This window comes from Pseudomonas sp. LB1P83, from assembly GCF_054897885.1.
The window spans coordinates 6,349,123-6,368,924 of sequence record NZ_CM142709.1 but is presented as its reverse complement, the minus strand read 5'-3'; the positions used below and the strand labels follow the sequence as shown (position 1 = coordinate 6,368,924).

Sequence of the window (19,802 nt, the reverse complement as noted above, 5' to 3'; positions counted from 1 at the left end):
AAAAACGGCCGCCCTTATGGGGCGGCCGTCACGTTTGCGCGCATGCCCCCGGTGACGATTTCGTCGCCGCACCGCATACTCGCGTCCAGTTGGCCTATGCTGCTGACAGCATGACGCTGGTTCATTTCTGAGGGATGCTCAATGTTCTACGTGCAACGCGATGCGCAAGGTCAGTTAGTGCGCGTGGAAGCCGCAGCCTACGCCGAGGCCACGGAAACGCTGCCGGCTGACCACCATGAAATCCAGGCCTGGTATGCCAACGAAGTGATGGAAACCAGCCTCAAACAGCTCAAGCAGAGCGACCTGGAAATGATCCGGGTACTCGACGACTTGATTCAGGTGCTGACCAGCAAAGGCGTGATCCGCGTCACCGACTTGCCGGCCGCTGCTCAGGCCAAACTGATGGACCGGAACCAGGCCCGTGAGGCGTTGGGTGGGTTGAGTCATTTGATTGATGATGATGAGACGGGGTTGATTTAAGACTCCGCCTTCGATGTTGGTTTTGCCGACGCCTTCGCGGGCAAGCCTCGCTCCTACAGGTTAACGTGTGCCGCAATCGCGCGAACACCCCGACCTGTAGGAGCGAGGCTTGCCCGCGAACGCGGACTCCCAGACGACCAAATCTTAAAGCCTCACTGCCAGGGCTTCGGTTCACCAAACAGCTGCCCCTGAACCCCATACAACCCCATCTCGCGAATCACCAGCAACTCCCCTTCGGTCTCCACCCGCTCGGCAATCAACGGCAAATCAATGCTATGCGCCGCACGCTGGATCGCCTCGATAAACAAGCGCTTGTCGCTTTCCTGATCAATCGCCCGGATATAACTGCCGTCAATCTTCAGATACGCCAACCCCAGCCGCGCCAGGTTGCCGATCATGCTGAAGCGCCCGCCAAACCGTTGCAGGCTCAGGGAGAACCCAAGCTCATGCAGACGCCGCGTCAGTTCTTCCAGCATCGCTTGCTCGGGCAATTGCTCCTCGCCGATTTCCAGCGTCAGCCGTGGACCGAGATCGGAGTGCACACGCAAAATCTCAAAAATCTTGTTCAGCGCCTGCGGATCGGCCAACGTCGCCGAAGACAGGTTCAGCGCCAGCGACTCTTGATGCTCGGCCATCTGCTCAAGCACCAGCTCCAACATCAGCCGATCCAGGCGCGCGGTCCAGCCAAAGCGCTCGAGCCACGGCAGGAAGCGTCCGGCGGGAATGGTCTGGCCGTCGTCGTCGATCAACCGTGACAGCACCTTGTAATGCAGGACCAGTTGCGTGTCCTGGCTGGCCACCACCGGCTGGAAATACAACTGGAAACGCCGCTGATTCAACGCCTGATCCAGCAAGTTATTCCAGGCGTGATGGTCATCGCCGACGCTGGCCGAGGCGCTGTGGTCGAGGCACGCCCAACTCTGTTCACCCTGCCCTTCAGCCTGAGCCAACGCCTGATCGCCCAACCCGAGCACCGCTTGCGGTGAGTCGCCATGAACAAACGGCGCGAGCCCGATCGACGCCACAGAGGCCACGTCAGTGGCGCCGGTGGCATGCAGGCTCGCCAAGGCACTGTCGAGGTTCTGCGCCAGTTGCAGCGCTTCTTCGCGCACCAGCCCCGGCGCCAGCACGGCGAACTCACCGCCACGGATCCGCGTGACGAGGTTTTGCGTTTCCGGGTACTTGGCGCACTCGCGGGACAGCTGCTCGCCCACCGCTTGCAACAATTGGTCGGTGCGTTGACCGCCCAGCCGCTGGTTCAAACCGGCCAGGTCCTTGACCCGCAACAGCAGCAAATAACCTGAACTCGCCTGCTCCGGATTGCTCACCCGGGCGTTCAACTGCATCTCGAAATAGCGACGGTTGGCCAGGCCCGTCAGGTTGTCCTGATAGGACTCGACCCGCAGCTTTTCACTGCGCTCGGCCTGTTCCTGAAACAGCGCCTTGAGCTTCTCGACCATCTGATTCATGGCCTGCACCACACGGCGCAGTTCCGGAGTGCGCGGCAGTTCCGGCAGGCTGAGGAATTCGCGGCGAGCGATGGCGTGGGATTGCTTGACCATGTAGTCCAGCGGCTTCAGTTGTCGACGCAGCAACAGCGCGCCCAACACCGCGCTCACCGCACCGCAGATCAGCAACCAGCCGAGGCTGCCCAACGCGCTCTGCCACAGTTTGGCCAACGCGAACATCGGATGGCTGACCACTTCGACCCGCGCAGCCTGTTCCCAGCCACGGCTGACCAGCGCATCGCCACCGGCCGGCTCCAGGCCAATCATTTTGACGAACCAGTCCGGCACGTTGTTCACCGCCGGAATGCCGCTGCGCTCGACGATGGTCTGGTCAGTCTTGAGGTCGACCACGCGGATGCTCGCGTAATAACCGCTGTCGAAGATCGAGCTGACCAGCAACTCGACCATCGCCGGGTCGTCGATGTTCGGCGTCAGGGACAGCGCCAATGCGGTCGCGGCGTCCTGGGCGTGGGAGCGCAACTGGTTGACGTACTGGGTGCGCGAGCTTTCCAGGCTGACCATGAAGCTGCCGGTGAAGGCGATCACCAGGAACAGACAGATAGCGATCAACAGCTGTTTGAACAAAGACATCTGAGCGCGTGCTCCTAGTTAGTCGTCTCGACCGGGAAACCTTCGGCCTGCATTTTCTTCAACACGTCCTGCCAACGAGACAAGCGTTTGGTATCACCGACTTTCTTGTTGCCCTTGGCGCCCGGCAACCACAACCCTTCGGCATTGAAAGAGTAGACCGGCAGCAGATCGGTTCGTTGGCTGGCCGGTTTAATCGCATCGATCAGGCTGTCGAGTACCAGCGGCATGGCCTCGGGGCTCGAGTAGTACGTCAGCACCATGTGCGCCCGGTTCAGGCGCAACGCCTTGACGTAGGTGATGCGCAGCTTGTCACTGGAAACGCCGAGATGGCGCAAGCTGAAGTACTTGGCGATTGCGTAGTCTTCACAATCGCCGGCGCCTTTCCACAAGGCTTGGATGGGGGTTTCCCAATAGTCGACCTCGTGCCACAGGTCGATGTCCTCAACGTAGCGCACCTGTTTGTTGAAAAACTGGTTGACCACATTGAGCTGTTCGAGCTCGCTGGCCTGTTTTTGCGTGGCCAGCAACTGCTGCCAGGCATCGATCCGCGGCTTCCCGTCGCCCAACGGCCCGTACAAGGCCTGCGCCTTGCGGCTGATCAGCGAAAAATCCCAATCGGCATGCAGCCCGCCCAGCATGGCGCCGGCCAGCAGCACCGCGCAGCACAGCCAGCGCAAAGTCCGAGGGATCGCGAAACGTACCGCCAATGCGAGGCATCCAGGTCAGGCAGGTGGAATTCGGTTGATGGTGCAGGTTAGCCCGTTAAAAGACAATGGCACGGTGCAATCACCGGCGGCGCGCTAGACTTTGAATGGTGAATGACATGAAAAGTCGCGGGCGGCGATCTTTTGTCCGTTTGACAAGCTGCATGGCAGTCACTAGTGTCCATTTGGATCCAAATATTTCAGCCAAACAGGGTGCGTAGTCGTGACACAGAAGCCCAACCCCCTCAGCAGTATCAAGGTCAACGGGCCGATTCCAGCTCACTTGGCGCGTTCGGTGATTGAAGAAACCCTGCGTTCGGCCATTCTCGACGGGCGTATTCCCTGCGGCACCGCGTTGCGCCAGCAAGATCTGGCCGACCTGTTCGGCGTCAGCCGCATGCCGGTGCGCGAAGCCTTGCGCCAGCTTGAAGCCCAGGCGCTGCTCAACGTTATCGCCCACAAAGGCGCAGTGGTTGCACCGCTGGTTCAGGGCGATGCCGTCGAAACCTATGCGTTGCGAATCCTGCTGGAATCCGAGGCCCTGCGCCTGTCGATTCCCTTGTTGGAGAAGGAAGACTTCGAACAGGCCGCCAGGCATATCGACGACATGGAAACGGAACACGATTACAGCGAGATCGGCCGCCTCAATCGCCTCTTCCACATGGCGCTTTATTGCAAGGCACCTAACGGCCGGCTGTTGCGGCTCGTCGAAGAAGGGCTGAACGAAGAAGAGCGCTTCCTGCGCTTCAACCTGGAAGCCATGGGCCTGGGCAAATTATCCCAGGAAGACCACCGAGCGCTGTTGCTTGCCGTCGAAGACCGCGACATCGAACGCTCGGTGAAGCTGCTCGAAAATCACCTCAATCGCGGTGTAGAGGTGATCACGCGTTACCTCAACAGCCCGGAAGCGCTGAACAAGAAAACATCCAGGTAAATCCCGACGCCAAACCTGGGCGCGCAGTTTGAACTGCGCGTCGGGTTTGCCGTGAATAATCTCCTTACACATCCCCTGTGCTCACACCGAGCTATCCAGCGACCGAACTTCCCTTCCCTAACGCCTTGCCATCGACAGACCTCCCTCAGTTCCATCAATACGCCAGCAAAGATGACGTCCGGGCGATAGCGGCGGCCGTGATTTACGCTCACTCTTGGGCTGCCAACGAATAATGAACGGGCGACGCACCGCATTGGCGGCGCAGTCCTCGCACCAAGAACCTACGGAAGGAGTCTTGTCACGGGAAAGGAAGCACCGGCGTCAATCCCAGCCAACTTCCACCCCTTGAAGCATTCAACGGAACAACTTTGAAAGTTGCTTTGAGTGAGGCATTCACTCTTTATTTGAATTTTGACGATACTTCGTCGAAAGGAGCAACTACGCCCAAATAAAACTGACACTTATAGTTTTATCGGAACTTGTCGCGCGCGAGAAAACACAACTTGCAAATTATATAAAAATAACTTGCCCGACTCTTTGTTCGTGTATTAGTTTTTCTCCGCCGCCAGAAAACACGGCACCGAAACGACTTTATCGCACTTGATGACATCAATTTAATTGAGGCATTCGCTCGCCAATAAAAAACGTTAACGACCGTCACTTATTGATCACAACACCCTTAACGGCATTTCAGATCACTTATAGGCTCGCTCATGAAAACGAATAAAGACCGCCTCATTCAGAAGAAAGCAGAACTTAGTGCGCACCCGATCTTTTCTGAAATTCATTCACTATCGGTACTTCAACGTTTCATGGAAACCCATGTCTTTGCGGTGTGGGATTTCATGTCGCTGACCAAGCGGCTGCAACAGGAACTGACCTGCGTTCAACTGCCTTGGCTGCCGCCGCGAGATCCGCAGGCCGCGCGTCTAATCAATGAGATTGTGCTGGGTGAAGAGTCCGACGATCGTCCGGCCCAGGGTCATTACAGTCATTTTGAGTTGTACCTGGATGCGATGCGCGAAGTCGGTGCCAGCACGGTCGCTGTCGAACGCTTCGTGGCGTTGCAACAAGAAGGCGTGAGTTACGACGTGGCACTGCAAAGCGTTGATGTCGATCCGGCGGCCGCGCAGTTCGTGCGGCACACCTTGCACACCGCGCTGCATGCGCCGGGACACAGTGTCGCTGCTGCGTTTTTGCATGGTCGTGAGAGTGTTATTCCACAGATGTTCCAGCGGATTCTCGACGACTGGGGCATTGGCATCGAGCAAGCGCCGACCTTCCGGTATTACCTGGAGCGGCACATCGAAGTCGACTCCGAGGACCATGGCCCGGCGGCAGAAAAACTCCTGGCACGGCTGGTCAATGGCGATTTGCAACGCGAAGAAGACGTCTACGCCAGCGCCATTGCCGCTGTGGAAAGCCGCATCGCCCTTTGGGACGGTTTGCGTCTGAGCATGAGCGAACCTATGCCTGAGGTGAACGCATGAACGCCGCCGACTACCAATCCTTCGCCGACGCCTGGGAGAGCCGCGCCACCATCCGCACGCGGCCACGGCGAGTGCTGGAGAACGATGACAAGCTGATCTATCCGTTGAGCCGCCAGCCACTGGTACTGAGTGAAACCTTCCTGCGCGAATGCCCGGAGCAACGGGACTTCGCGTTGGTGCAAACGCTCTACAAATTCATCAACGACGTGGTGATTTTCGAAACCGAGATCGTCGACAAGACTGCCCGCAGCATCGCCAAGAATCGCTTCGCCGTGGCGTTCCCGTTCGCCTGTCGGTATGACGCCATGACCGTGGTGGTGGACGAGGATTACCACGCGCTGGTGGCGATGGATTTCATGCAGCAGACCGTCGCCATGACTGGCATCACGCCGATCCAGCTGCCGGATGAAATCGAGCTGAGCCGGGCGATTCCGGCAGCCGTGGCCCTCGCGCCGGAACACTTGCGCAGCGCCGTGGAACTGATTTGCGTGGCCATCGCCGAGAACACCGTGACCGGCGATGTGGCGGCGTTCGCCAAGGACGACACGGTCAAGCAATCGATCAAGGGCCTGATGGCCGACCACTTGCTCGATGAAGGCCGCCACTCAGGGTTCTGGTCGCGGATGGTGCGCATCTATTGGCACACCGCGAGCGAAGACGACCGCCAGCAGATCGCACAGATTTTGCCGGTGTTCATCGGCCATTACCTGACCAACGACATCCAGAAGTCATTCGACTTCCGATTGATCGAATCCTTGCAGATCAGCGACGCGGCACGCCAGGCACTCAAGAACGAAATCTCGGGGATGGCCTTCCCGATCAATCGTCATCACCCGCTGGTCGCCAACATCGTGCGGTTTTTCCGCAGCAGTTCGCTGCTCGATTCGCCGTGCGTGCAAGACGCCCTCAGCGATTACCTGGTTTAACGAGGAGAACATCATGAGACGTCTCGACATTCTGCTCATTGGGCAAAGCCAGGCCTTGACCGACCTGGCGCAGGAACTTGAACAGCATGGTCATTCGCTGGCGCGGCTTGGGGCGTTCGACGAGCCGCCATCGTTTGATTTGCTGATCGATGATGCTAGCCAAGCGTTTTCAGTCCTGAGTGATGCGCCGCAACTGACATTGCAACTGGACGTCGGCGAGTCAGGCATCTGCGGGCTGCCGCCGATAGACCTGCTGTGCATGCACGGATCAAGACTGTTCACTCGCGTGCCGATTGCCGATGAACCTTCGGGAAACGGCCAGGCATTACGCCTGCGAGCTGTGGCGGAACTGGTGGATCACGTCGCGCTGCTGGTCAGCCGGTTCTCCCGGGATGAAGGCTATTTTCTGCACGCCGAACCGGCAGCGGCGGCTCGCTTCGAGCGGGTGGAAAGCCTGCAATTTCTAGAGGGCCTGGCGTTCATCCATCAACTCAACAACACGGCTCAACCGTGGCTGCAGCAACTCGCCCGGATCCCGATGATCGAGCGTCTGGAGCAGCGCTTCGTCGAGTCCGCCGAACGCCCTGCGCTTAACATCGACGGTACCTCGGTCAGCTATCGGCAATTGCACGCCCACAGCCGCGCGATCCAGCAGCGCTTGTTGCCATTGTTCGCTCAGCATCAAGGGCCGCTGGTGGTCGGGGTTTGCCTGCCGAAATGCAGTGCGCTGTATGCGGGGATCCTGGCGATTCTGGGCAGCGGCGCGGTGTACTTGCCGCTGGAGCCGAGCCACCCGCTGCAACGTCAGCAGTACATTCTTTCGAATGCCGGGGCTGTGTTGTTACTGCATGACGGCCAGCATCCCCTCGCCGACGAAATGCCGGGGCTGGACATCAGCCGCATCGACTTCGCAGACGTCGACCTCGGCCAACCCTTAATGCGCCAGCGACCCGACCTCGATGCGCCCTGCATGGCGCTCTACACTTCGGGCACCACCGGGCATCCCAAAGGGGTATTGCTCAGCCAGGCCAACCTCGCGCACTTCACCGCGTGGTACGCAGACTATGTGCAGCTGACCGAGCAAAGTCGGGCCTTGCAGTTTTCATCGTTGAGTTTCGACTCCTCGCTGATCGATATCTTCCCGACCCTGCTTCAGGGCGCCGAGCTGATCGTGCCGAGCGACGACCAGCGCCGCGATCCCTTGCAGCTGGTCGAGCTGATCCGCCATCAACGCCTCAGCCATGCGTTTTTGCCGCCGGCACTGTTGAGCATTCTGCCGCTGGATCAGTTGCAGGTTCTGGATCATGTGATGACCGGCGGCGACGTCTGCGAGCCCTATGTCATCGAGCAGCTCACCCGTCAGGGCAACCTCTACAACCTCTATGGCCCGACCGAAGCCACGGTGCTGATCACCGCGCGTCAGCTGCGCGCCGGCGACAGCAACCGCACACTCGGGGCGCCGATTGCCAACAGCCAGGTGCTGATTCTCGACGAAGCGTTTCAACCGGTGGCCGAGCAGACCGTCGGTGAGTTGTACATCGTCGGGCCGGGGGTGTGCCTGGGTTATCTGAACAACCCGCAGCAGACCGCCGAGCGTTACCTGGACTTGAACTTGCCGGACGGCCAGAGCCTGCGCGCCTACCGGACGGGAGACATGGCGAAATGGACCCGCGACGGTATCGAGCTGTGTGGACGGCGGGACAATCAGGTGAAAATTCGCGGCTTTCGGGTCGAGCCGGAAGAGATCGAACGCTGCCTGCGCGACAGTCAGTTGTACCGCCAGGTGGCGGTGGTCATCGACAGTCAGCGACGGATTCTGGCCTTTCTCGCACAACCTCAGGAGGCACACCCCGGCGTCGCTCGCGAAGCGTTGAAGGCTCATGCGACGCAGTTTTTGCCGGACTACATGCAACCCATCGCCTGGACCGAGCTGCCGAGTATGCCGTTCGCCAGCAACGGCAAGGTCGACCGCAAAGCGCTGCTGGCAATGCCGGTGAATGTTTCCGAACACACGTTGCGGCGCTTGCCCGTCAGTGCCGATGAAGCGCTGTTGCTGGAGATCTGGGCCGAGCTGCTGGAGCTGCCGACCAGTGATATTTCAACCGACGAAAGTTTCTTTAATCTGGGCGGTCATTCAATTCTGTTGTCACGGATGCTGCTGCGATTGCGTGAGGAATTCGGCCGCAGCATCTCGATCAACCGCTTCATTGAATTGCCGACCATTGCGAAGTTGGCAACGTTGGTACGCGGCTCCGGCACCGAGGAAGTCCTGAGCGCGCAGGCGCTGGCGGATGCCTTCCGCGAGCTGGATATTCAGCCGCTGCCCATCAGCCGCCTGGGCGATGTGCACAAGGTAATCGTCACCGGCGCCAACAGTTTTGTCGGTGTGCACATCGTCGAGGCGTTGCTGGCGTGGGGCGTCAGTGAAGTCGCCTGCCTGGTGCGCGATGGCGGCGGGCAATCGGCGGCGGAGCGCTTCGCTCACGCGTTGCGGGAAAACCGTTTGGAGCATCTGGACCTGAGTCGGGTGCAGGTTTACGCGGCGGATATTACGCGCCCGGCATTGGGTCTCGATGCGGACGTTTACGAGCGTCTCGACCGGGAGTTCGGCGCGTTGGTGCACAACGCCGCCAACGTCAATCACGTGCTCGATTACGAGTCTCTGGCGCGGGACAACGTCGAGCCGATTTTCGAATGCCTTCGGCTGTGCGAGGGGCGCAGCAAGAAGATCTTCAATTTTGTCTCCACGCTGTCGGCGTCCAGCACGATTGCCGACGACGGTCGGGTGCTGGAGTTGCCTGCCGCGCAGACCCCGCCGATCTACATCAAGAACGGCTACAACCTGTCCAAGTGGGTCGGCGAACGGATCCTCGAACGGGCGCGCGAGCTTGGGGTGCGGGTCAATCTTTATCGCCCCGGCAACATCAGTTTCAACAGCCTGACCGGCGTCTGTCAGCCGCATAAAAATCGCTTGATGCTGATGCTCAAGGGTTCGATCCAGCTCGGTCAGGTGCCGGAGTTCGCGCTGAACTTTGACCTGATGCCGGTGGACTTTCTCGCCCGCTTCATCGCCTTTCACGCCAGCCGATATTCGCCTGAAAAAGCGGTGTTCAACCTGCACAACCCTGAGCCCCTGAGTTGGGACGACTACGTCGCGTCATTCCGTGAGGCTGGGCGGGAGTTTTCCATGGTCAGCGTTGCCGACTGGCAGCAGCAACTGGGCCGGGTCGACAGCGACAACGCGCTGTTCGGCGTGCTCGGTTTCTACCTAAACGGCTTCGAGGAAGACATCGGCGACATCTCGATGATCGGCCACGACAACGCGCAGGCCGGCGTTCGGCAGATGGGCGCGCACTACCCGGAAAAATCCCCGGCGCTGCTGCGTCGCGGTTGCGATTACCTCAAAGAAATCAATTTCATCTGATTCACTCAAACCCAATGGAGCAAGACCATGAGCACTCTGCAACCCGATACCCTGATCAAAAACCCTCAAGGCTGCCACGTCGTGTCGTCAGTAGAAGTGCCGGCTGACTCAGCGAAGGTCTGGGCAGTGGTCGGCAATTTTGCCGGTTTCGATCAATTCATTCCGGCGCTGTCGCACATCGAGATGACGGGCGAAGGCGTGTCGTCGCTGCGCAAGAAATTCTTCAAGGACGGTAACGTGGTGGTCGAGCAACTCAACTCGCGGGATGACCAGGCGCTGAACATGACGTGGACCACGATTTACAACACGCTGGGCGTGGCCAGTTTGTGGGCGGCGATGAGTGTTGAACCGCTGGGTGCGGGCCAGTCGCGGGCGACCTGGACCATCATTGCCGAGCCGGCGCAGGGGGGTGATGAGGCGTTACCGGGGTTCAAGGATTTTGTGCAGGGGTTTGCGGATGATGCGATGAATAATGTGTTGAAGCTGTTTGCTTAAGGCTTAGGTTCAGCGGTGACTGGTCTACCGCTTTCGCGGGCAACCCTCGCTCCTACAAGGGCATCGTAAAACTCTGTAGGAGCGAAGCTTGCTCGCGAAGAACGATAACGCGGTAGAACTGACCTGAATCAGATCTTGAAGCTATCCACCAACTGCTTCAAACGGTTCGCCTGCAACGACAGCGCATCACAATCCTTCAACGTTTCATTGAGGTTGGCCACGCTCTGCTGGTTCAACAAGTTGATCTGGTTGACGTCGACGTTGAGGGTTTCCACCACGGCGGTCTGCTCTTCGGTCGCCGCGGCCACCGACTGGTTCATGCCGTCGATTTCGCCGATACGCTGGGTCACGCTGACCAGTCGCAGGCCCGCCTGGTTTGCCACTTCGACAGTCTCTTCGCTGGAGACCTGACTGGCGTTCATGGTCGTCACTGCTTCGCGAGAACCGATTTGCAGCGAGGTGATCATCTTGTGGATCTCTTCCGCCGACTCCTGCGTGCGATGCGCCAGGTTGCGCACTTCGTCCGCTACGACCGCAAAACCGCGGCCGGCTTCACCGGCACGCGCCGCTTCGATGGCGGCGTTGAGCGCGAGCAAGTTGGTCTGCTGAGAGATGCCTTTGATCACATCCAGAATGTGCCCGATGTTGTCAGTGCTGGCGTTCAGGGTTTCGATCTGGGTGCAGGACAGGCTGATTTTCTGCGACAGCTCGGTCATGGCCAGGATGGTTTTCTCCACCACCTGACGACCGTCGTCCGCCTGCTCGCTCGCGCCGCTGGCGTGCTGCGAAGCATCGGCGGCATTACGGGCGATTTCCTGAGTAGCGGCACCCAGTTGATTGATCGCCGCCGCCACGCTGTTGGTGCGCGCGCTTTGTTCGTCGGAACCGACGATCGATGCGTTGGACGATGCCATCACGCGCTGCGACAAATCGTGGACCTGACGGGTCGCCGAGGACACTTCGGAAATCGACGCGTGAATCCGCTCAACGAACTGGTTGAACGAACCGCCCAACTCGCCGAACTCGTCTTTGCTTTCCACGGCCAGACGACGGGTCAGGTCACCTTCACCCTGGGCGATGTCCTGCATCGCGCGGCCCATGGTGGTCAGCGGACGCATCAGCACGTTGATCAGCAGGCTCAGCAGCACTGCAATAACGCTGACGGCGATGAACATTGCGATCAGCGCCGAGGTACGGAATTGGCTCAGCGGCGCGTAGGCCTTGTCCTTGTCGATTGACAGACCGATGTACCACTCGGCATTCGGCAAACCGCTCACCGGAGTGAACGAGAGGATGCGGTCCTGCTTGTTCAGGGTGACGTCCTGATTACCCTTCTCGATGCGCACGCCGGAGTTTGGATAAATGTCCTTCAGGTTTTTCATCACCTGGTCTTTGTCCGGGCTGACGATCACCTGACCATCGGCGCTGACCAGGAACGCGTGGCCGATGCCACCGAAGTCCACCGAGTTGATGATCTTCACCAGGGTTTCCAGGCTCAGGTCACCGCCGACCACGCCCAGCAATTGGCCGTTCTTTTTCACCGGCATCGCGATCGTCACCACCAAACCACCGACGGCGGCCATATACGGCGGCGTCAGCATGGTCTTGTCGGCAGCCACGGCTTGTTTGTACCAGGGACGCTGACGCGGATCGTAACCGTCCGGCATCTTCGCGTCGGGGCGTTGCGTGAACACGCCATTGGCCTGGCCAACGTAGGTGAACTGGAAGTTCGAGGTGAAGGCTGGTTGATCAACCAGGCCTGGCAGGTCCGCGCTGGCGCCTTGATGAGCGACGTTCTGTGCGAGGTTTTCCAGCACCAGCACACGGCCGCTCATCCAGTTCTGCACGCTGCTGGCGGTCAGATCGCCGGCTTGCTGGACGGAGGATTCGAGGTTTTGCCGGATGGTGTTTCGCTGCAGATAGTCGTTGTACAAAGTGAACAACGCAAAAGCCAGCACCACGACGCCAGAGGCGGCCAGAAGGATTTTATGGCTGAATTTGAGATTCATTTCATGGGACTTCTTATGCAAAAAGTGGGGATGCGTTCCAGGTGCAACATTCCATGTAACAGCGCAGGCGGCATTCTTCGTCCGCTCTACTTTGGTGCACGCATGTCTCACCAGTCTGTCGGCACAAATCGGAGAAATCTTAGGGGTTTGTAAGAAATGCCCGGCATTCCCGCCGAACGGCACGCTAGAGCGATCGAATAGTATTTTTGTGATGACGGTTGTTAGACCGGCAGTTGCAAATTCCGTAACCCTTGATGACAATGCGACTAATTATCATTTGTGACGTTAGGGCTGCCGCGTTCATGTCCTCACCTGAGTTTGCCGTTCAGACGCTTTACAGTAGCCATCACGGTTGGCTCAACGCGTGGCTGCGCGATCGCATGCTTGAATGCCTGAAGCCGAAAGTGCGTCAGGCATTTTTGTTGGCTCAGTGCGAAGGACTTATTCACAAGCAGATTGCCGAGCAGATGGGCTTGTCCCTGAGTCGGTGGAACGTTATGTCGCTGATGCGCTGTATCACTGCTATGTCTTGCGGTATGAAGCGTGATGTCTGTGGATAACTCGTCACTTCACCGGCGCGGTGAACCTCAGCAGAAGGTGGTCAAACAGGCCATCAATTGGCTGCTGCGGCTGCGCAACAATGCGGCCAATCCAAGGTTGCGCCAGCAATGCGATGTCTGGCGCGCTGAGCATTTTGAACACGAATTGGCGTGGCGGCGTGTGCAGTCCCTGCAACACGAGTTGAGCAGCAATCTGCGTGCGGTGCCCGGTGCTCAAGTTGCTTTCAACACGCTGGAAAACAGCGCCCAGGGATTGGGACGTCGACAAGCTCTGAAGTTGCTGTCGGGCGCATTGCTGATGGGTTCTGTGGCATGGCTGGGCAAGGATGCGGTGGGTTGGCAACAATGGACCGCCGACTTCGCCACCGCCATGGGTGAGCGACGTGGTTTCCAATTGCCCGACGGCACCCGCCTTGAGCTCAACACTGCCAGCGCGGTGGATCTCGATTACACCGCGCAGCAACGGCTGATCAAACTGACGCGCGGCGAGATCATCGTGACCTGCGGCGGGAGCGATGAAGCGTCTTCATTTGACCGACCGTTGCGGGTACACAGTCGGCACGGCGTATATGAAGGTGTGGGTGCGCGGTTCATCCTGCGCCAGGACGATGACTGCACACGCCTCAGTGTCACCAGTGGCATGGTGGCGATTCATTCGCCACGGGCCGCCGACGGTGAGCCGATTCGGGTACAGGCCGGACAGAATTATTTGATCGATCACAACCAGGCGAAGCTGGCTCCGCCTCTGGATATGGATGCCGGGGCGTGGGTCGATGGCCTGATCGTCACTCGCAACATGCGCCTCGGGGATTTTCTCAATGAAGTCGCACGCTACCGGCACGGTTATCTGGCGTGCTCAGCGGACATTGCCGACTTGCGGCTGTCGGGAGTCTTCCGTTTGAAGAACACCGATAAGCTGCTGGCCATCCTTCCGCAAACCCTGCCCGTGCAGTTGCGCCACCGCACTCGCTGGTGGGTGACGCTGGAGCGGCAAGTCTGAATTATTGTTGGGCGTTGGTGGCTCGCAGAAGCAGTAAGGCGCGCAAAGAGTAGTCTGGAGTGAAGTTTTTAGAACTCCAGAACGACAAAACCCCTGTCTGCGTTAGCAGACAGGGGTTTCGGAATTCAATCTTGACGATGACCTACTCTCACATGGGGAAACCCCACACTACCATCGGCGATGCATCGTTTCACTGCTGAGTTCGGGATGGGATCAGGTGGTTCCAATGCTCTATGGTCGTCAAGAAATTCTGTGACCAGCCCGTTACAGCCGTAACGTGCCAGCAAAATTGGTGACTTCTACTAAAACAAAACCCCAACTGCTTGCGCAATTGGGGTTTCGGAATTTAATCTTGACGATGACCTACTCTCACATGGGGAAACCCCACACTACCATCGGCGATGCATCGTTTCACTGCTGAGTTCGGGATGGGATCAGGTGGTTCCAATGCTCTATGGTCGTCAAGAAATTCGGTAGCCGGGTCGTTCTCTCTTGCGAGGTCACGCTCCAGCGAATGGGTATGCGATAGTTTGGTGTTTTGTGAGTATCTCGAACTTTCGGTTCGTTTCGTCTTCACACACCGCAATCTGGCGCTCTTTCGCTTTTCAGCTCGAAGCATGCAAATTGCTTGGGTGTTATATGGTCAAGCCTCACGGGCAATTAGTATTGGTTAGCTCAACGCCTCACAGCGCTTACACACCCAACCTATCAACGTCGTAGTCTTCGACGGCCCTTCAGGGGACTCAAGGTCCCAGTGAGATCTCATCTTGAGGCTAGTTTCCCGCTTAGATGCTTTCAGCGGTTATCTATTCCGAACATAGCTACCCGGCAATGCCACTGGCGTGACAACCGGAACACCAGAGGTTCGTCCACTCCGGTCCTCTCGTACTAGGAGCAGCCCCTCTCAAATCTCAAACGTCCACGGCAGATAGGGACCGAACTGTCTCACGACGTTCTAAACCCAGCTCGCGTACCACTTTAAATGGCGAACAGCCATACCCTTGGGACCGGCTTCAGCCCCAGGATGTGATGAGCCGACATCGAGGTGCCAAACACCGCCGTCGATATGAACTCTTGGGCGGTATCAGCCTGTTATCCCCGGAGTACCTTTTATCCGTTGAGCGATGGCCCTTCCATACAGAACCACCGGATCACTAAGACCTACTTTCGTACCTGCTCGACGTGTCTGTCTCGCAGTCAAGCGCGCTTTTGCCTTTATACTCTACGACCGATTTCCGACCGGTCTGAGCGCACCTTCGTACTCCTCCGTTACTCTTTAGGAGGAGACCGCCCCAGTCAAACTACCCACCATACACTGTCCTCGATCCGGATAACGGACCTGAGTTAGAACCTCAAAGTTGCCAGGGTGGTATTTCAAGGTTGGCTCCACGCGAACTGGCGTCCACGCTTCAAAGCCTCCCACCTATCCTACACAAGCAAATTCAAAGTCCAGTGCAAAGCTATAGTAAAGGTTCACGGGGTCTTTCCGTCTAGCCGCGGATACACTGCATCTTCACAGCGATTTCAATTTCACTGAGTCTCGGGTGGAGACAGCGCCGCCATCGTTACGCCATTCGTGCAGGTCGGAACTTACCCGACAAGGAATTTCGCTACCTTAGGACCGTTATAGTTACGGCCGCCGTTTACCGGGGCTTCGATCAAGAGCTTCGCGTTAGCTAACCCCATCAATTAACCTTCCGGCACCGGGCAGGCGTCACACCCTATACGTCCACTTTCGTGTTTGCAGAGTGCTGTGTTTTTAATAAACAGTCGCAGCGGCCTGGTATCTTCGACCGGCATGGGCTTACGCAGTAAATGCTTCACCCTCACCGGCGCACCTTCTCCCGAAGTTACGGTGCCATTTTGCCTAGTTCCTTCACCCGAGTTCTCTCAAGCGCCTTGGTATTCTCTACCCAACCACCTGTGTCGGTTTGGGGTACGGTTCCTGGTTACCTGAAGCTTAGAAGCTTTTCTTGGAAGCATGGCATCAACCACTTCGTCACCCAAAGGGTAACTCGTCATCAGCTCTCGGCCTTAGAATCCCGGATTTACCTAAGATTCCAGCCTACCACCTTAAACTTGGACAACCAACGCCAAGCTGGCCTAGCCTTCTCCGTCCCTCCATCGCAATAACCAGAAGTACAGGAATATTAACCTGTTTTCCATCGACTACGCTTTTCAGCCTCGCCTTAGGGACCGACTAACCCTGCGTCGATTAACGTTGCGCAGGAAACCTTGGTCTTTCGGCGTGGGTGTTTTTCACACCCATTGTCGTTACTCATGTCAGCATTCGCACTTCTGATACCTCCAGCAAGCTTCTCAACTCACCTTCACAGGCTTACAGAACGCTCCTCTACCGCATCACCTAAGTGATACCCGTAGCTTCGGTGTATGGTTTGAGCCCCGTTACATCTTCCGCGCAGGCCGACTCGACTAGTGAGCTATTACGCTTTCTTTAAAGGGTGGCTGCTTCTAAGCCAACCTCCTAGCTGTCTAAGCCTTCCCACATCGTTTCCCACTTAACCATAACTTTGGGACCTTAGCTGACGGTCTGGGTTGTTTCCCTTTTCACGACGGACGTTAGCACCCGCCGTGTGTCTCCCATGCTCGGCACTTGTAGGTATTCGGAGTTTGCATCGGTTTGGTAAGTCGGGATGACCCCCTAGCCGAAACAGTGCTCTACCCCCTACAGTGATACATGAGGCGCTACCTAAATAGCTTTCGAGGAGAACCAGCTATCTCCGAGCTTGATTAGCCTTTCACTCCGATCCACAGGTCATCCGCTAACTTTTCAACGGTAGTCGGTTCGGTCCTCCAGTTAGTGTTACCCAACCTTCAACCTGCCCATGGATAGATCGCCCGGTTTCGGGTCTATTCCCAGCGACTAGACGCCCTATTAAGACTCGCTTTCGCTACGCCTCCCCTATTCGGTTAAGCTCGCCACTGAAAATAAGTCGCTGACCCATTATACAAAAGGTACGCAGTCACCCAACAAAGTGGGCTCCCACTGCTTGTACGCATACGGTTTCAGGATCTATTTCACTCCCCTCTCCGGGGTTCTTTTCGCCTTTCCCTCACGGTACTAGTTCACTATCGGTCAGTCAGTAGTATTTAGCCTTGGAGGATGGTCCCCCCATATTCAGACAAAGTTTCTCGTGCTCCGTCCTACTCGATTTCATGACTAAGAGATTTTCGCGTACAGGGCTATCACCCACTATGGCCGCACTTTCCAGAGCGTTCCGCTAATCTCAAAGCCACTTAAGGGCTAGTCCCCGTTCGCTCGCCACTACTAAGGGAATCTCGGTTGATTTCTTTTCCTCAGGGTACTTAGATGTTTCAGTTCCCCTGGTTCGCCTCTTAAGCCTATGTATTCAGCTTAAGATAACCATCTTATGATGGCTGGGTTCCCCCATTCAGACATCTCCGGATCAAAGTCTGTTTGCCGACTCCCCGAAGCTTTTCGCAGGCTACCACGTCTTTCATCGCCTCTGACTGCCAAGGCATCCACCGTATGCGCTTCTTCACTTGACCATATAACCCCAAGCAATCTGGTTATACTGTGAAGACGACATTCGCCGAAAATTCGATAATACTCAATTAAGAGCAACTCACAAATTTTACCTTAGCCTGATCCGTTACCAGTGAAAGTAACGTCCAGTCTATCTTTCTATCACATACCCAAATTTTTAAAGAACGATCTAATCAAAGACTAGAAATCAATATTCACTTCAGAATATTCATTTCTAAACTCTAACAGCAGAAGCAGTTAATGGTGGAGCCAAACGGGATCGAACCGTTGACCTCCTGCGTGCAAGGCAGGCGCTCTCCCAGCTGAGCTATGGCCCCATACAAAATTGGTGGGTCTGGGCAGATTCGAACTGCCGACCTCACCCTTATCAGGGGTGCGCTCTAACCAACTGAGCTACAGACCCAATTTCGAGCGCGTAACTGTTAGCTGTGAGCTATCAGCTTGGAGCTTAAAGCTGCTTCTATCGTCTTCTTCAATGAATCAAGCAATTCGTGTGGGAACTTATGGAGCAGCTGATGTCGTCGATTAAGGAGGTGATCCAGCCGCAGGTTCCCCTACGGCTACCTTGTTACGACTTCACCCCAGTCATGAATCACACCGTGGTAACCGTCCTCCCGAAGGTTAGACTAGCTACTTCTGGTGCAACCCACTCCCATGGTGTGACGGGCGGTGTGTACAAGGCCCGGGAACGTATTCACCGCGACATTCTGATTCGCGATTACTAGCGATTCCGACTTCACGCAGTCGAGTTGCAGACTGCGATCCGGACTACGATCGGTTTTCTGGGATTAGCTCCACCTCGCGGCTTGGCAACCCTCTGTACCGACCATTGTAGCACGTGTGTAGCCCAGGCCGTAAGGGCCATGATGACTTGACGTCATCCCCACCTTCCTCCGGTTTGTCACCGGCAGTCTCCTTAGAGTGCCCACCATTACGTGCTGGTAACTAAGGACAAGGGTTGCGCTCGTTACGGGACTTAACCCAACATCTCACGACACGAGCTGACGACAGCCATGCAGCACCTGTCTCAATGTTCCCGAAGGCACCAATCCATCTCTGGAAAGTTCATTGGATGTCAAGGCCTGGTAAGGTTCTTCGCGTTGCTTCGAATTAAACCACATGCTCCACCGCTTGTGCGGGCCCCCGTCAATTCATTTGAGTTTTAACCTTGCGGCCGTACTCCCCAGGCGGTCAACTTAATGCGTTAGCTGCGCCACTAAGAGCTCAAGGCTCCCAACGGCTAGTTGACATCGTTTACGGCGTGGACTACCAGGGTATCTAATCCTGTTTGCTCCCCACGCTTTCGCACCTCAGTGTCAGTATCAGTCCAGGTGGTCGCCTTCGCCACTGGTGTTCCTTCCTATATCTACGCATTTCACCGCTACACAGGAAATTCCACCACCCTCTACCATACTCTAGCTTGTCAGTTTTGAATGCAGTTCCCAGGTTGAGCCCGGGGATTTCACATCCAACTTAACAAACCACCTACGCGCGCTTTACGCCCAGTAATTCCGATTAACGCTTGCACCCTCTGTATTACCGCGGCTGCTGGCACAGAGTTAGCCGGTGCTTATTCTGTCGGTAACGTCAAAACAGCAAAGTATTAATTTACTGCCCTTCCTCCCAACTTAAAGTGCTTTACAATCCGAAGACCTTCTTCACACACGCGGCATGGCTGGATCAGGCTTTCGCCCATTGTCCAATATTCCCCACTGCTGCCTCCCGTAGGAGTCTGGACCGTGTCTCAGTTCCAGTGTGACTGATCATCCTCTCAGACCAGTTACGGATCGTCGCCTTGGTGAGCCATTACCTCACCAACTAGCTAATCCGACCTAGGCTCATCTGATAGCGCAAGGCCCGAAGGTCCCCTGCTTTCTCCCGTAGGACGTATGCGGTATTAGCGTCCGTTTCCGAGCGTTATCCCCCACTACCAGGCAGATTCCTAGGCATTACTCACCCGTCCGCCGCTCGCCACCAGGTACAAGTACCCGTGCTGCCGCTCGACTTGCATGTGTTAGGCCTGCCGCCAGCGTTCAATCTGAGCCATGATCAAACTCTTCAGTTCAAACATCTTTGGGTTTTTAAGAAACCCTAAACTTGGCTCAGCAATCGTTGGTTACATCTTTGATTTCTCGCGGAGTAACTTGTGATG

10 protein-coding genes, 2 tRNA genes, 4 rRNA genes and 1 pseudogene are annotated in these 19,802 nt (G+C 56.9%); 8 read left to right on the top strand and 9 right to left on the bottom strand.

Annotated features, from left to right (window positions below):
- Window positions 1-141: 141 nt before the first annotated feature.
- Window positions 142-480: a tryptophan synthase subunit beta gene (locus ACYZTY_RS29330; RefSeq protein ID WP_461956526.1), complete on the top strand. Its 339-nt coding sequence runs from the start codon at window positions 142-144 to the stop codon at window positions 478-480.
- Window positions 481-632: 152 nt separating this feature from the next.
- Here the strand turns inward: ACYZTY_RS29330 and lapD are convergent, their stop codons facing one another.
- Window positions 633-2,579 (bottom strand): cyclic di-GMP receptor LapD, encoded by a 1,947-nt coding sequence (gene lapD, locus ACYZTY_RS29325; protein ID WP_461956525.1) that lies wholly within the window; start codon window positions 2,577-2,579, stop codon window positions 633-635.
- 14 nt (window positions 2,580-2,593) lie between these two features.
- Window positions 2,594-3,286, bottom strand: coding sequence for a cysteine protease LapG (lapG, locus tag ACYZTY_RS29320; RefSeq protein ID WP_461956524.1), 693 nt, complete (start codon window positions 3,284-3,286; stop codon window positions 2,594-2,596).
- 220 nt (window positions 3,287-3,506) lie between these two features.
- Between lapG and ACYZTY_RS29315 the strand changes: the two genes are divergently transcribed.
- The 5 genes from ACYZTY_RS29315 to ACYZTY_RS29295 all read left to right on the top strand — a co-directional run bounded on the left by ACYZTY_RS29315 (window position 3,507) and on the right by ACYZTY_RS29295 (window position 10,552).
- On the top strand, window positions 3,507-4,217 hold the full coding sequence (locus ACYZTY_RS29315) for a GntR family transcriptional regulator (protein ID WP_461956523.1): 711 nt from the start codon (window positions 3,507-3,509) through the stop codon (window positions 4,215-4,217).
- Between the two features lie 713 nt (window positions 4,218-4,930).
- Window positions 4,931-5,707, top strand: a complete 777-nt coding sequence (locus tag ACYZTY_RS29310; RefSeq protein ID WP_461956522.1) for a DUF3050 domain-containing protein — start codon at window positions 4,931-4,933, stop codon at window positions 5,705-5,707.
- Complete coding sequence (locus ACYZTY_RS29305) at window positions 5,704-6,633, top strand: diiron oxygenase (RefSeq protein ID WP_461956521.1); 930 nt, start codon at window positions 5,704-5,706, stop codon at window positions 6,631-6,633. Before ACYZTY_RS29310 ends, ACYZTY_RS29305 begins: the two co-directional genes overlap by 4 nt.
- Before the next feature lie 13 nt (window positions 6,634-6,646).
- A complete protein-coding gene (locus tag ACYZTY_RS29300) occupies window positions 6,647-10,057 on the top strand; it encodes an amino acid adenylation domain-containing protein (RefSeq protein ID WP_461956520.1) in 3,411 nt (1,136 codons plus the stop codon).
- A gap of 27 nt (window positions 10,058-10,084) precedes the next feature.
- Window positions 10,085-10,552, top strand: coding sequence for an SRPBCC family protein (locus ACYZTY_RS29295; RefSeq protein ID WP_461956519.1), 468 nt, complete (start codon window positions 10,085-10,087; stop codon window positions 10,550-10,552).
- 128 nt (window positions 10,553-10,680) lie between these two features.
- Here the strand turns inward: ACYZTY_RS29295 and ACYZTY_RS29290 are convergent, their stop codons facing one another.
- Entirely contained in the window at window positions 10,681-12,561 is a 1,881-nt protein-coding gene (locus ACYZTY_RS29290; RefSeq protein ID WP_461956518.1) for a methyl-accepting chemotaxis protein, read from the bottom strand.
- Between the two features lie 377 nt (window positions 12,562-12,938).
- Between ACYZTY_RS29290 and ACYZTY_RS29285 the strand changes: the two are divergent.
- Both ACYZTY_RS29285 and ACYZTY_RS29280 read left to right on the top strand, forming a co-directional pair.
- Window positions 12,939-13,108, top strand: a pseudogene (locus tag ACYZTY_RS29285) (sigma factor-like helix-turn-helix DNA-binding protein); the annotation flags it as partial.
- Window positions 13,108-14,121, top strand: coding sequence for a FecR domain-containing protein (locus tag ACYZTY_RS29280; RefSeq protein ID WP_461956517.1), 1,014 nt, complete (start codon window positions 13,108-13,110; stop codon window positions 14,119-14,121). The pseudogene ACYZTY_RS29285 and the gene ACYZTY_RS29280, both read left to right, overlap by 1 nt.
- A gap of 129 nt (window positions 14,122-14,250) precedes the next feature.
- On the opposite strand, the gene rrf (ACYZTY_RS29275) is transcribed toward ACYZTY_RS29280, so the two are convergent.
- The 6 genes from rrf (ACYZTY_RS29275) to ACYZTY_RS29250 form a co-directional block, all read right to left on the bottom strand.
- Window positions 14,251-14,366 (bottom strand): 5S ribosomal RNA (gene rrf, locus ACYZTY_RS29275).
- 105 nt (window positions 14,367-14,471) lie between these two features.
- Window positions 14,472-14,587, bottom strand: a 5S ribosomal RNA gene (gene rrf / locus ACYZTY_RS29270).
- 173 nt (window positions 14,588-14,760) lie between these two features.
- A 23S ribosomal RNA gene (locus tag ACYZTY_RS29265) occupies window positions 14,761-17,652 on the bottom strand.
- A 239-nt stretch (window positions 17,653-17,891) separates the two neighbouring features.
- Window positions 17,892-17,967: transfer RNA gene (locus tag ACYZTY_RS29260), tRNA-Ala, on the bottom strand.
- 9 nt (window positions 17,968-17,976) lie between these two features.
- A tRNA-Ile gene (locus ACYZTY_RS29255) sits at window positions 17,977-18,053 on the bottom strand.
- A 123-nt stretch (window positions 18,054-18,176) separates the two neighbouring features.
- A 16S ribosomal RNA gene (locus tag ACYZTY_RS29250) occupies window positions 18,177-19,715 on the bottom strand.
- Together the 16S, 23S and 5S rRNA genes with 2 tRNA genes alongside form the textbook arrangement of a ribosomal RNA operon.
- Between the last annotated feature and the right edge of the window lie 87 nt (window positions 19,716-19,802).